The following is a 14,127-nucleotide window of genomic DNA, read 5'->3' as shown; positions in this document are numbered from 1 at the left end:
CCGGCCAGCGGCCGGCTCTACAGGAGTGTGCGGACCAACGGTCCGCACCCACCGAAGGCCGGGCCATGCCCGGCGTGGCGGCATCAACGGCTCAGGTGCAGGAACTGCAGGTGCCGTTCGTACTGGCTGATGATGTCGTTGATGATCTGCTTGCGGTTGTAACCGACCAGGTCGTAATCCTGGCTGCCCTCGTACAGATGTACTTCGGCACGGTAGTAGCGCTGGTTGCGCAGCTGCTGCGCGGCGAAGGACGGGGTCAGGTAGCCACTGAGGATCACCCGGTACAGGAAGTCCTGCTGCTCGCCGTGGTTGACCGACAGTTCCATGTCGCCCGCTTCGAAGCGAGTCTGCACGTCCCAGCCCTGCTCACCCAGCTGCTCGGCCACCGCCTCCATCGCCGGCTTCACCGTGTCGTCCATGAAGCGGTACACCTGGTCGCGTACCGGGAAGTTCATGGCCTGGGTCAGGCGCTGGCGCCAGCCCTGGTGGTGGCGATCATCGCCGATCAGCGGCGATGGCCTGAACTGCTGCGCGCGCTTGCGGTGCGACTCGTCACTGAAGGCACGGGTCAGGCCCCACATCATCAACAGCAGCACCGCCGAGAACGGCAACGATGCCAGCACCACCGCTGATTTCAAGGCATCGATGCTGCCGGCCAGCAGCAGGCCAGCGGTCAGCACCGCGATCACCGTGCCCCAGAACACACGCAGCCAGCGCGGGCCATCGTCCTCTGGCGCGCCGCCATGCGAGGACAGCGTGGACAGCACCACCGCGCCGGAATCGGCGGACGTCACGAAGAAGATGAAGCTGACCAGCACGGTCACCCCGATCACCGCCTTGCTCCACGGGTAGCCATCCAGCAGCGCATACAGCACCGTCGGTGGATCATCCACCGCCAGCTGCGCCAACTGCTGCTGGCCATGGTGCAGCACCTGGTCCAGCGCGCTGTTGCCGAAGATCGACAGCCACGCCAGGGTGAAACCCAGCGGAATCAGCAGCACGCCGAACACGAATTCGCGGATGGTGCGGCCGCGCGAGATGCGCGCGATGAACAGGCCGACGAACGGCGCCCAGCCGATCCACCAGGCCCAGTAGAACACCGTCCAGCCGCCCAGCCATTCCGGACGGCCACCATAGGCGTACACGTCGAAACTCTTGCCTACCACGCTGCCCAGGTAATCGCCCAGGTTCTGCATCAGCGTACTGAGCAGGTACTGGGTGGGGCCGGCGCACAGCATGAACAGCACCAGCGCGATCGCCAGCAGCATGTTGATGTTGGCCATCCAGCGCACGCCCTTCTCCACCCCGGACACCGCCACTGCGACGGCCGCGCCCATCATCGCCACCACCAGCAGGATCTGCACCAGGTTGGAGTGCGGCACATTGAACAGGTGCGACAGGCCGGCGTTGAGATGCAGCACGCCGAAGCCCATGTCCGCACCGATGCCGAACACCGTGGCGACGATACCCAAGGCGTCGACGGTGTAACCGATCGGGCCGTTGATGCGCTTGCCGATCAGGGGATACAGCGCCGAGCGCAAGGCCAATGGCAGGTTGTGCCGGTAGGCGAAATAGGCCATCGCCATCGCCGCCAGCGCGAACACGCCCCAGCCATGCAGGCCCCAGTGCAGGAACAGCAGCTGCATGGCCTGGCGTGCACCGGCTTCGCCCGCTGCGCCATCACCCTGTGGCGGCTGCAGGTAGTGGGTCAGCGGTTCGGAAACGCAGAAGAAGAACAGGGTGATGCTGATGCCTGCAGCGAACAGCATGCCGGCCCAGGAGAGGTAGCTGAACTCCGGTTCGTCATGGTCGGCACCGAGCTTGATACCGCCGTACTTGGACAACGCCACGCCGACCACGAACACCAGGTACAGGGTCATCGCCAGCAGGTAGTACCAGCCGACGTTGAGGGCGGCCCAGTCCTGCGCCTTGACCAGCAGGCGACCGGCGCCGAGTGGAAACAGGCTGACGAACAGTGCGAAGGCAACGACAACGATCGCCGCGAAGGCGAAGACGGGCCGCAGGGTTCGCACCGGCTGATGTTGAGGCTCCAGTGCTTCCATGGGCAGCCATCTCCGGATCGATCAGAAAGTAAGCCGGCGGATTCTGGATGAACAGCAGTGGACACAGGATGAAGTCGTGGCACCGCGCAGGCATGATCCTGCCCCCATCCGTGTTACTCGCGCGCCTGCACGGCGCGCGCGCCGCTCCGGCCTTACTGCATCACATGCACGGCGCACAGCTTGTTGCCGTCCGGATCACGCAGGTAGGCCAGGTACAACTGGCGCCCTGCCTTCTGCCGCACGCCAGCCGGGTCTTCCACCGCAGTACCGCCATGGGCCACGCCCGCTTCCTGCCAGGCATGCACCGCCTGTGGGTCTGCCAGCGCAAAGCCGATGGTGCCACCGTTGGCGTGGCATGCCGCCTGTCCATCGATGGGCGGAATGACCATGAACATGCGCCCATCCTTGATGTAGACCAGCTTGCCCTCGTCATCGAACACGCCTGTGCGGGCGCCGACGGCGGTGAACAACGCATCGTAGAAGCGACGGGAGATCTCCATGTCGTTGGTTCCGACGGTGACGTGACTGAACATGCGGGCACTCCGTTGCGGGAAAGCCCAAGTGTCGGCCACCGCATCGACGACGGCAACGGCGCCGGCCGCCGTGGGTTTGTCGCGGGCGCCTTCACGCGACTATAATGGGAATCATTCTCATTGACGATTGAATCCGATGGCCGTGCCCGCCACCTCCAGCTCCGTGCTGGCGGGGTTCTACCGCGAACACCACGGCTGGCTGCTGGGCTGGCTGCGGCGGCGCACCCACAATGCCGAGTGCGCGGCCGACCTGACCCAGGACACCTTCGTACGCCTGCTCAGCCGCCGAGTGGACCCTGCCGAGCTGCGCCTGCCACGCGCCTACCTGACCACCATCGCCCACGCGCTGCTGGTCAACCACTGGCAGCGCGCCGATCTGGAGCGGGCCTATCTGGCGGCACTGGCAGCACAACCGGAGCCGGTGCATCCCTCCGCCGAAGAACGCACCCAGGCGCTGCAACTGCTGCATGCCATCGCCGACATGCTGCAGGGCCTGCCCGAGCGGCCGCGGCGCGCCTTCCTCATGGCGCGACTCTCCGGCATGGGCTATGCGCAGATCGGCCAGCAGCTGGGCGTCTCCGAACGGATGGTCAAGAAGTACATGGCGCAGGCCATGCTGCATTGCCTGCAGCTCAGCGGCGACCTCCCGGCATGAGCCAAGGTATCGCCTATCCGGCGCTTGAACAGGCCGCCGAGTGGTTCGCGTTGCGCCAGCAGGGCGCCTGGAGTGGCGACGATCAATGCCGCTGGGAAGCGTGGCTGCGCGAGCATGCCGAACACGCCCGTGCATGGCAGCGGGTCGAATCCATCTGGACCTCGTTTGCTCCGCTGGCGCCGCATGCAGCCGCGCAGGCCCTGGATGCAGCGGGCCGTCGTCGTCGTCGCGCCCTGCGCGGCATCGGCAGCGCGTTGGGGCTGGGAGCGCTCTCGCTGCTCGGCCTGCAGGGCCTGCAATCGCAGCGGCAACGACTACCGCTGCGCACCGCGGCAGGACATACCGGCGCGTGGACCCTGCGCGACGGCAGCCAGCTGTGGCTCAACGCCGACAGCGAAGTCGTCGTCGATGTCGCCGAAGGCCGTCGTGCCCTGTACCTGCTGCAGGGCGAACTGCTGCTGCAGACCGGGCATGCGCCGGCCTACGCCCATCTGCCATTGACCGTACACACCGCCGGCGCCCGCCTGCAGCCGATGGGGACGCGCTTTGCGGTCGGCCGCTGCGGACCGGACAGTCGGCTGGATGTGTTCGAAGGTGCGGTCCGTTGTCTGCCCCTGCTGGGCACGGCGCTGGACGTGGTTGCCGGTAGCGGGGCGCGCATTGGTGCATTGGGTGCACTGCAGCCCGTGGCTGCCGATCCGTTGCGCGGTGACTGGACCGACGGCCGCCTGCAGGTTACCGACACGCCATTGCTGCGGGTGGTCGATGAACTGGCACGCCATCACCGCGGTTACCTGGGCTGCGACCCGCGCGTGGCGGCGCTGAAGGTGACCGCGGTGCTGCCGCGGCTGGACAGCCTGCAGGCACTGCCGTTGCTGGCGCGCGCCCTGCCGATCCGCATCGAGCAACGCTGGCCCTGGTGGACCGTGCTGCGCCCAGCCTGATCGCGTGGTTCCCTTTTCTGCCGCTCACCGGGCAGTACAGGAGAACCCATTGCGGAACACCGCCCCATGACGTCCCCCCGCCCCCTTCCCTCCCCTCGCCCACTGACACTGGCACTGTGCCTGGCCATCACCGTGCCTGCCGTCCTGCCAGCCAGTGCGCATGCACAGAACGCCGCCGCAACAGTCAGCCAGTGGCGCATCGCTGCCGGTCCGCTCGACCAGGCCCTCACCGCCTTCGGGCAGCAATCTGGCCTCAACGTTGCCGTCGATGCGCGCCTGACCCGTGGCCTGCGCAGCCCCGGCGTGCAGCGCGCGGAGTCGGTGGATGCGGCACTGTCGCAGCTGCTGGCCGGCACCGGGCTCACCTTCCAGCGCGATGCCGATGGTGTCGTGCTGCGCCACGCGCCGGCGCGCGACAATGATGGTGCTCGCCAGATAGGCACCCTGCGTGTTGGCGGTGAGGCCAGCGAAGGCGCTTCACCGTGGGGCCTGGCCGATGCCGATGCGGTCTACCGTGACAGCGGCTCGCGCGTGCATCTGGATCGCCAGCAGCTGGAGCGTTTCCGCGGCCAGTCGATCGGCGATGTACTGGCTGGTGCGGTCGGCGTGCATACCGGCGATGTGCGCAACGGCGGCGCACTGGACGTCAACATCCGCGGTCTGCAGGGCCAGAACCGGGTGCCGGTGATCATCGATGGTGGCCAGCAGGCCATCGATGTCTACCGTGGCTATGCCGGCGTGCAGCAGCGCAGCTACCTGGACCCGGATCTGGTGAGTGCGGTCAGCATCGAGAAGGGCCCGAGCCTGGCGGCGAACGCGGCCAGTGCCATCGGAGGCGTGGTGTACATGGAAACCCTCACGGCCGACGACATCCTGGACGAGGACCAGCCCTGGGGCCTGCGCGTGCGCGCCGGCGTGGCCGACAACAGCATCGACCGCACCCACGTGTTCAAGCAGGTGGCACGCGGCAACGACAACCGCAACAGCCTGCGCGATCCACGCGACTGGAACGGCAGCGTGGCCTTCGCCCAACGTGGCGAGGACTGGCAGTTCGTGGCTGCCTATGCGCGGCGGCGCCAGGGCAATTACTTCGCCGGCCGCAACAGTGCAGACCGCTACGACGACCAGCACCTGTCCAGCGGCGGCACCGGCATGACCAGCCAGCCGGTGTCATCGATCTACCACCCCGGCGATGAAGTACTGAACACCCACACCGACAACGAGTCGCTACTGCTCAAGTTCGTCTGGACACCCAACCCCGACCAGCGGCTGGAACTGAGCCATCGCTTCTTCGATTCCCGCTTCGGTGAAATCATGCCCTCGGCCATCGGCCGCGTCGGCGAGTCCAACGAATGGGTGACCTACGTGGACAAGGCCAACACCATGTTCCAGTTCGAACCCGGGCGCATGCGCGTCAACGCCACTTCGCTGCGCCACCGCTACCGGCCCGAGGCGCACCCGTGGCTGGACCTGAGCAGCACGCTGTGGTTCACCACCGCCACCAGCCGCATGTTCAACAGCAACGTGGCCAACACGCCGCTGTTCAAGGATTATCCCGGCGACAGCATGCCCGACACGCTGGGCGAGACCTATGGCCCTGGCCTGCAGTCGGACGTGAAGAGCCAGCGCTGGGGCGTGGACAGCAGCAACACCACACGCTTCAGCAACAGCCTGGGCGAATGGACGCTGCGCTACGGTGCCGCCTTCCAGCATGAGGACACCGCACCGAATTCGCCGGTGCTGCCGGTGGACTTCAACAACAACCGCTACCTGCGCTCGGGCACGCGGCGCGAGGCCAGCGCCGTCGCCTCGCTGCAGTGGCAGCCGTGGGACTGGCTATCGTTGACCGCCGGCGGGCGCTTCACCGATTACCGCACGCAGGACCGCAACCGCGTGGCCTACGTCAGCCAGTCAAGCGACCTGCGCTACACGTTCGCGCGGCTGAGCAAGGACGGGCAGCTGCTGCCGGGCTGGTACAAGGAGTGGTATCCGGATGCACAGGGCGCCTATACCCTCGAGTCGCTGCGTGCCACGCCGTACGGCGACAGCACGCTGGGGCAGACCTATGACTTCGACGGCTTCCAGCGCGATCCGCGCGGTGCCAACGGCTTCTACACCAAGAAGATTCCCACCGCCTGGGGTTACCAGCCGGCGATCCGTCGTTCCGGCCATGGCTTTGCGCCCTACGCCGAAGCCCGCTTCAACCTGGATGCGGATGCCTTCTTCTACGTGAAATACGCACAGGGCTGGAAGATGCCCAGCCTGTTCGAATCGACGCTGGGCAACAGCACCTCGGCGCCGATCAACGGCCTGAAGCCGGAGAAGAACCGTTCCTGGGACATTGGTTTCAGCCTGCTCAAGCATGACCTGTGGCGTGACGGTGACCGCCTGGCATTCAAGGTCGCCTGGTTCAAGAACGATATCGACAACGCGATCACCCGCCGCTTCGATTCCAGCAACTGGGCGTTCTATGTCGACAACGTCGACAACTACACGATCTCCGGCTACGAGCTGCAGTCCGGCTATGACGCCGGCATTGCCTACCTTGACCTCTCGGCCAGCTACTACCAGCGCGCACGCACCTGTGATGCGGCCACGGCCAAGCGCCTGCGCGAAGATCCCTATGCGAAGTGGAGCAAGCTGGACACCACGCCGGACTGTGTGGACGGCGGCTTCGGTACGTCCTTCGTCAATGCGCAGAACCCGCCGAAGTACTCGATCCACAGCACGCTGGGCTTCCGATTGTTCGACCGGCGACTGGATACCGGCATCCGCCGCACCTACAACAGCGGCCCCACCCACGAGCTGGACAAGCCGTGGAACACCACCGGCTCCACCGGCCTGCAGAACATCTACCTGCCAACCGCGATCTACGACTTCTATGCGCGCTGGCAGTTCACCCCACGCACGGAAGTGGAACTGGCGGTCAACAACCTGCGCAATACCTACTACATGGACACGCTGGCGATGAGCCTGATGCCCGGCCCCGGCCGGACCACGCGGCTGAGTTTCACTGCACGCTTCTGAGTACAGCAGAAACAGCAACGCCCCGGGGAATCCATCCCCGGGGCGCCTGCATGCGGCGGCTCACGCTCTGGTAGGTGCCAACCTTGGTTGGCACAGCGACGCGCTACTTCGCGGTACTGAGCAGCAGCACCGCCACAGTGACCAGGCCAATGCCGATCCAACCAATCGGGCGCAGGCGGTTGCCAAACAACAGGCGGCCGCAGGTAGCGGTACCGATCACGCCGATCGCGCCCCACATCGCATAGGCGGTGGCCAGGTCCATGTAGCGCACGGCCTGGCCCAGCAGGGCGAAGGCGATCCAGACCAGCACGATGGCGCCGACACCCCAGCGCCAGCGACGGAAGCCATCGGACTTGGCCACCATCATGTTGGCGGCCACATCGATCAGCGCAGAGCAGATCACGAAAAACAGGGCCATCATGTTCATCAGTGCGCCTCCCCGAGAGTGACACAGACGATGCCGACCACCGCCAGCACCAGACCGGCCAGCTGCTGCAGCGACAGGCTCTCACCGAACACGCTGATGCCGACCACGGTCAGCAGGGTCAGGCCGAGACCTTCCCACACCGCATAGGCCACGCCGACGGCGATGCGGCGTACCGACAACGCCAGGAAGTAATAGGACAGCGCAAGTGCGCCAGCCATGATCAGGTAGCCGGTCCAGCCGCCATCGCGGGCGGCATGGGCCATGAAGGACGTGCCGACCACTTCGGCGACGATCGCCACGGTCAGGCAGGCCCAGGCGACGAAGGCGCCACGGGCGGGAACAGTACGGGACATGTGAAGCTCCTTGCGGGACGGGGACCGCGCCCCCGTCTTCAATAGATCCACGCCGTGCGTGGATGATCCGGAACGCCCCGCAGACAGGGGCGACGGCGGCCAGTATCATCGCCTTTTACGGTGGTATCAAAATGGATTCCATCGACAGGAGCGATGGATCAATGCCCTATTCCCCTGAATCCCTGCAGGCCTTCGTCGAGGCCGCCGCGCTGGGCTCGTTCTCGGCGGCCGCGCGCCGGCTGCGCAAGACCCAGTCCACGGTCAGTACCGCCATCGCCCACCTGGAAGCCGACCTGGGCATGGTCCTGTTCGATCGCAGCGGCCGCTATCCACAGCTGACCGACGCCGGCCGGCAGGTGCTGGGCCACGCGCAGGAAATCCTTGCCGCCGACGCGCGGCTGCAGCAGCTGAGCGTACGTCTGGCCGCACCCGTGGAGCCACGCCTGACCGTGGTGTTCTCCGATGTCTACCAGCTCGATCCGGCGCAACGTGTGCTGCAGCGGTTTGCCGAAGCGTTTCCCGAGATCGAACTGGAATGGCTGGATGCCGAAGGGCGGGACGTACTGGAACTGGTGGATGCTGGCCGCGCCGGGCTGGGACTGCTGCCGCGGCAGGCGCAGTACCCCGATGCGCTGGTGGCCCAGCCCCTGGCCCACCACAGCGAACTGGCGGTGTATGTGGCCAGCGATCATCCGCTGGCGCAGGCCGGCGTGCGCGCGGCCGCGCAACTGGCCCGGCACCGGCAGGTGCGGCTGAGCGCGCTGGTCGACCACGCGCCGCCGATCAGCGGGCCGGCATGGACTGCGTCGGACTATCTGATGGTGATGGAGATGGCCGAGGACGGCATCGGCTGGGCCGAGCTGCCGCGTGCGCTGGTGCAGCGCTACGACCGTGGCCGCCTGCTGGAGCTGCGCGTGCCTGGCTGGCCGCGCCGCATCCACAGTGACCTGGTGTGGCGGCGCGATACGCCGCCGGGGCCGGCGGCATTGTGGTGGGCCGAGGCGTTGGGGTGATGCATCAACGGGACCCCATCCACGCATGGCGTGGATCTACTGCACGCTGAATTGCCGCATCCACGCATGGCGTGGATCTACACGCTGAAGTAGATCCACGCCATGCGTGGATGCACAGGATGTCAGCAGATCACGGGTTGGCGAGCGCGTAATCCAGCGCCGAGCACACCGCCGCCACCTGCGCGTCGTTGCACTGCTGCGGCGTCGCCCGCGGGCTGTCCGGGTAGACCTCGGTGGTGGTGGTGTACTTTGCACCGGTGATGCCGGCGCACAGGCCCAGCGGCACCAGCGCGTACTCGATCACGCCATGCGCGACCACCGGCGAACCGATGATCTCGCCCTTGTCGTCGGCCGGTGCGATATGGGTGACCTTCTCCACTTCGGCGACCACCGCCTGCTGGAACGCCGGCTGCGGATTCTCGCTGTCGTCCACAAGGTAGAAGCCATCGGGAATCAGGCCCGGTTCGAACGGCTTGCCGTCGCGCGCGGCAAGTGCGGGACGGAACTCGCTCTCGTCGCTGTCGGTGGTCTCGTGCAGGTCGATGTGCAGCACGAACTGGCCCTTCAACGGTGCGATCAGTTCGATCAGCGCCGTCGATTCGCGGGCCGGGCCGTCAGCGCGGAAGTTGCGGTTCGGGTCGATCGCATCGAAGTTCCAACGGTTGATGCGCTCGAAGCCCCACGGATTCACGCACGGCGCGACCAGCAGGTTGGCCTTGCCGGCATAGCTGGCGGCATGCTCTTCGAGGAATTCCAGCGCGCCCAGCACGCCACTGGTCTCATAGCCGTGCACACCGCCGGTCACCAGCGCGGCCGGCAATGCCGGGTTCCAGTCGCGGCTGCGCAGGGCGAACAGGGTGTAGGTCTCGCCTGCATAGTCGAGCTGGCCGTAAGCCACCTTGTCGAAGCGCTCGGCCAGTGCATCGATGCGCGGCAGCACTTCCTCGTCGTAACGGCGCAGGCGCTGCTGGCGCGCACGCCACTGCTCCCGTTCCGCCACGCCCCACGGCTGGCCAGGGGTACCGACGGGGTAGAAAGCAGCAGTGGACATGGCAGATCTCAGCGGGTCAGGAGGCAATTGAACACTTTACCACCGGGCCAAAGTGCTGAACCGCGCGCCGATTCCAATGGCGAATGGAATCAGCAATAATTCTCATTTACGCCCTTCCACTGCCCGCAACGATGCCCATCCCTGCCCTGCAACCGGCCCGCCTGCCCCTGGCCGCCGCCCTCGCCCTGTGCCTGATCCCGGCTGCCAGCGCCTTCGCGCAGGACAGCGCCACCACGCTCGACAGCATCCAGGTATCGGGCAGCTGGCTGGGCACCGGCCTGCACGACAGCGTCAAAAGCTTCGCCGGCGCACGCACCGTGGTTGACCGCCAGCGCATCGAGGCCAGCGGCGCCGCCAGCCTGGGCGATGCCATGCGCCGCATTCCCGGCGTGCAGGTCACCGACAACTCCGGCACCGCCGGCAGCTCGGTGTCACTCAACATCGGCGTGCGTGGCCTGACCGGTCGCTACTCGCCGCGCTCGACCGTCCTGCTGGACGGCGTGCCGCTGGCGGTTGCGCCGTACGGCCAGCCGCAGCTGTCGTTCGCCCCGGCCAGCCTGGCCAACATCGAGTCGATCGACGTGGTGCGTGGCGGCGGTGCGGTGCGCTACGGGCCGCAGAATGTCGGCGGCATCATCAACTTCAGCACCCGTGCGATTCCGACCGTGGCCGGCCTGCACGGCGAGGCCGGCGTGCGCTACAGCGCCTACGACCACGGCGGCGGCGACAGCACCCAGTACAACGCGTTCCTCGGCGGCACCGCCGACAACGGCCTGGGCATGGCCCTGCTGTATTCCGGGCAGGACGGCCGCGGCTGGCGCCAGGGCAGCGATGACCGTTTCGACGACCTGGCACTGAAGTTCGCCTATGCCATCGATGCGCAACAGGAACTGCGCGCCAAACTCTCGTACTACGACGTGCGCTCGCTGACTCCCGGTGGCCTGACCCGCGCACAGTACGAGACCGATCCGTTCCAGAACACCCGGCCGACCGACTTCTGGAAGGGCCATCGCACCGGCATCGACCTGGGCTACACCAACACGCTGTCGGAGAACAGCGAGTTCGAGGTGCTGGCGTATTACAACGAAAGCAACCGCGCCAGCTCGCTGATCAATGCCGCCAACACGCAGATCACCGTGCAGCCGCGCGACTACCGCGTGCTCGGCATCGAACCGCGCTACACCCAGCGCCTGCACTGGGGCAGCAGCGTGCACGACATCACCGCCGGCTACCGCTTCCTGCGCGAGCGCGGCAATGACCGCAGCTACACCGTGACCCGCCGTACCGGTGCGGCCGGCGCGACCACCCGCTTCGACAACGCCACCGATGCGCACTCGTTCTACGTCGATGACCGCATCGCCATCGGCCAGTGGCGGATCACGCCCGGCGTGCGCATGGAGTGGATCGACATGGACCGCCAGCAGGCCGGTGGCGGCGCGACCTTCAGCAGCCGCAACGACAAGGCACTGCCCTCGCTCAACGTGGCCTACCTGCTGACCCCGCAGCTGACCGTGTTCGGCAACTACACCACCTCGTTCGGGCCGGTGCAGAACATCCAGCTCAACTCGCAGAGCGCGACCAATCCGCTGAACCCGGAAATCGCCAGGACCACCGAGCTGGGTGCGCGCTGGCAGGATGGCGCGCTGCGTGCGGAAGTGACCGTATTCAAGATGCGCTTCGACAACCAGATCCTGCAGATTCCGGGCATCACCCCGCCCACGTTCCAGAACATCGGCGCCACCGACCACAAGGGTGTGGAAAGCGCGATCGAATACCGCTTCGCCGAGAGCAGCGCGCTGGCCGGGCTGGAGCTGTACGCGAACTACACCTGGACCAAGGCCATCCAGCAGTCCGGCGACAATCGTGGCCTGGATGTGCCGTTCTATTCGCGCGATACCGACAGCATCGGCGCCCGTTATGCGCTGGCCGGCTGGACCTTCAACGTGTCCAGCACCCACCAGAGCGGCCAGTTCTCCGATGCCGCCAACACCTGGAACGAAACCGCCGATGCCCGCGTGGGCCGTGTGCCGGGCGTACGCCTGTGGAACGCGCAGGCGGCCTGGCAGCTGCCTTGGCTGGCCGACAGCGAGATTGCGGTGGGCGTGAACAACCTGGCCGACAAGCGCTGGTACACCCGCAACGTGGATGGCAACGCCGGCCGTATGGTGGCCGCACCGCGCACGCTCTACGTGCAGGGCCGCTACCGCTTCTGAGTGCGGTAACCGCCTGATGCGGTGACGGTGGCGCTCACGGTGGCGGCGTATCATGCCGCCACCATGTCGTCCGCCGCTTCGCCATCGCGCCTGCATCTGGCCTTCCAGGGCCTGCGTCTGCGCCTGCGCGGCAGCGACCTGTGGTTCATCGCCCTGGCCCTGCTGGTCGGTCTGATCGCCGGTGGCCTGACCCTGTTGCAGGCGGGGCTGGCACGCAGCCTGCAGACGGCGCTGTATGGCCTGGATGAGGGCATGCGCCTGAGCTCGCTGCCGGCATTGACCTGGACCGCGTTGCTGGTGCTGCCACTGGGTGGCCTGGTGGTGGGCCTGGTCAGCCTTGCTGCAACGCGCCTCAAGCGCCCCCTGCTGGATGCCGTGGAAGCCAACGCGCTGCACGGTGGCCGCATGTCGATGCGCGACAACCTGATCGTGTTGACCCAGACCCTGGTGTCGAACGGCTGCGGTGCTTCGGTCGGACTGGAAGCGTCGTACACGCAGATGGGTGCCGGCAGTGGCTCGCAGCTGGGGCGGGTGATGCGCCTGCGCCGCAACGACGTGCGCATCCTGGTGGGTGCCGGCGCGGCCGGTGCGATCGCCGCGGCCTTCGGTGCACCGTTGGCCGGGGCGTTCTACGCCTTCGAGATCGTCATCGGCGCGTATACGCCGGCGGCACTGGCGCCGGTAGCGGTGGCGGCGCTGGCCGGCGCCTTCGTTGCCGACCAGGCCGGCGTGGAGGCCTATCTGCTGCCGGCGGCATCCACCATCGACGTGCGCGCTGCCGATTATGCGATCTACGGCCTGCTCGGGTGCTGCTGTGCGATGGTCGGCATCGCGGTGATGCGCCTGATCGCCTCTATCGAGGGCACGGTCAAGCGCAGCCCGTTGCCGCTGTGGGGGCGGCCGGTGGTGGGCGGCCTGCTGTTGATTCCGCTGGCGCTGGCCAGCCCGCAGGTGCTGTCGTCCGGCCACGGCGCGCTGCACCTGGACCTGACCACCCATCTGCCGCTGATCTGGATCGGCGGACTGCTGACCCTCAAATGCCTGGCGTCGGGCATCTCGCTGGGTTTTGGCTTCCGCGGCGGCCTGTTCTTCGCCTCGCTGTTCATGGGCACCCTGGTCGGCACGCTGTTTGCCGGGCTGCTGGCGATTGCCACCGGCGTGCCGGTGGTCGACGCCACGTCGGCGGCGCTGGCGGGCATGGCCGCACTGGCCGCGGCGGTGGTTGGCGCGCCGATGACCATGGCCATGCTGGTGCTGGAAGGCACCCACGATTTCCTGCTGACCAGCGTGGTGATGAGCGCCGTGCTGGTGTCCAGCACCCTGGTGCGCCAGTGGTTCGGCTATTCCTTCTCGACCTGGCGCATGCATCTGCGCGGGGAAACCATCAAGAGCGCGCGTGACATCGGCTGGGTGCACAACCTCAACGCCGGGCGGATGATGCGCAAAGGCGTAGCCACTGCCCCGGCCGACCTCGATGCCGCCGCCTTCCGCCAGCGCTTCCCGCTGGGCTCGGGCAGCCGGGTGATCCTGATCGACAGTGAAGGCCACTACGCCGGCATCGTGCAGATCCCGCGCCTGTTCGGCGACGGCGTAAAACCCGAGGACGTGGTGGGTACGTTCGCCGAGAACCGCGACGTAGCGCTTGCCGCCAGCGCGGACGTGGTCAGCGTGATGCAGCGGTTCGACCAGACCCAGGCCGACGAGCTGGCGGTGGTGGCCGACGATGGCCAGGTACTGGGCGTGGTGTCTGAAGCATTCGTGCGCAAGCGCTATGCGGAGGAGCTGGACAAGCGCCAGCGCGAAATGATGGGCGAGCGCGTCGACGAGTAGATCCACGCCATGCGTGGA

General features: G+C 67.0%; 11 protein-coding genes. 6 read left to right on the top strand and 5 right to left on the bottom strand.

The window, feature by feature from the left end; all coding sequences use genetic code 11:
• Positions 1–83: 83 nt before the first annotated feature.
• Both betT and H3005_RS08340 read right to left on the bottom strand, forming a co-directional pair.
• On the bottom strand, positions 84–2,063 hold the full coding sequence (gene betT / locus H3005_RS08345; RefSeq protein ID WP_099818721.1) for a choline BCCT transporter BetT: 1,980 nt from the start codon (positions 2,061–2,063) through the stop codon (positions 84–86).
• A gap of 152 nt (positions 2,064–2,215) precedes the next feature.
• Entirely contained in the window at positions 2,216–2,596 is a 381-nt protein-coding gene (locus tag H3005_RS08340; RefSeq protein WP_100552740.1) for a VOC family protein, read from the bottom strand.
• Positions 2,597–2,732: 136 nt separating this feature from the next.
• Here H3005_RS08340 and H3005_RS08335 point away from each other — a divergent pair, with 136 nt between their 5' ends.
• From H3005_RS08335 to H3005_RS08325, 3 genes are all read left to right on the top strand, one after another.
• Entirely contained in the window at positions 2,733–3,251 is a 519-nt protein-coding gene (locus tag H3005_RS08335) for a sigma-70 family RNA polymerase sigma factor (RefSeq protein ID WP_100552741.1), read from the top strand.
• Positions 3,248–4,195: a FecR domain-containing protein gene (locus tag H3005_RS08330; RefSeq protein WP_100552742.1), complete on the top strand. Its 948-nt coding sequence runs from the start codon at positions 3,248–3,250 to the stop codon at positions 4,193–4,195. Before H3005_RS08335 ends, H3005_RS08330 begins: the two co-directional genes overlap by 4 nt.
• 66 nt (positions 4,196–4,261) lie before the next feature.
• Entirely contained in the window at positions 4,262–7,222 is a 2,961-nt protein-coding gene (locus tag H3005_RS08325) for a TonB-dependent receptor (protein WP_191077910.1), read from the top strand.
• A gap of 103 nt (positions 7,223–7,325) precedes the next feature.
• Here the strand turns inward: H3005_RS08325 and H3005_RS08320 are convergent, their stop codons facing one another.
• Positions 7,326–7,649 (bottom strand): multidrug efflux SMR transporter, encoded by a 324-nt coding sequence (locus H3005_RS08320; protein ID WP_100552744.1) that lies wholly within the window; start codon positions 7,647–7,649, stop codon positions 7,326–7,328.
• Complete coding sequence (locus H3005_RS08315) at positions 7,649–8,002, bottom strand: SMR family transporter (RefSeq protein ID WP_089235904.1); 354 nt, start codon at positions 8,000–8,002, stop codon at positions 7,649–7,651. Before H3005_RS08315 ends, H3005_RS08320 begins: the two co-directional genes overlap by 1 nt.
• A gap of 161 nt (positions 8,003–8,163) precedes the next feature.
• Between H3005_RS08315 and H3005_RS08310 the strand changes: the two genes are divergently transcribed.
• Positions 8,164–9,015: a LysR family transcriptional regulator gene (locus tag H3005_RS08310; protein ID WP_100552745.1), complete on the top strand. Its 852-nt coding sequence runs from the start codon at positions 8,164–8,166 to the stop codon at positions 9,013–9,015.
• A 130-nt stretch (positions 9,016–9,145) separates the two neighbouring features.
• Here the strand turns inward: H3005_RS08310 and H3005_RS08305 are convergent, their stop codons facing one another.
• Positions 9,146–10,066, bottom strand: coding sequence for a M14 family metallocarboxypeptidase (locus tag H3005_RS08305; RefSeq protein ID WP_191077909.1), 921 nt, complete (start codon positions 10,064–10,066; stop codon positions 9,146–9,148).
• 131 nt (positions 10,067–10,197) lie between these two features.
• Between H3005_RS08305 and H3005_RS08300 the strand changes: the two genes are divergently transcribed.
• Positions 10,198–12,279: a TonB-dependent siderophore receptor gene (locus H3005_RS08300; RefSeq protein ID WP_191077908.1), complete on the top strand. Its 2,082-nt coding sequence runs from the start codon at positions 10,198–10,200 to the stop codon at positions 12,277–12,279.
• Positions 12,280–12,342: 63 nt separating this feature from the next.
• On the top strand, positions 12,343–14,109 hold the full coding sequence (locus tag H3005_RS08295; protein WP_223880146.1) for a chloride channel protein: 1,767 nt from the start codon (positions 12,343–12,345) through the stop codon (positions 14,107–14,109).
• The last annotated feature ends 18 nt before the right edge of the window (positions 14,110–14,127 follow it).

This window comes from Stenotrophomonas sp. Br8 (genome assembly GCF_014763005.1).
Classification (GTDB): domain Bacteria; phylum Pseudomonadota; class Gammaproteobacteria; order Xanthomonadales; family Xanthomonadaceae; genus Stenotrophomonas; species Stenotrophomonas lactitubi.
Note: the sequence above shows the minus strand (reverse complement) of the source record. Positions and strands in the feature narration are given on the sequence as shown.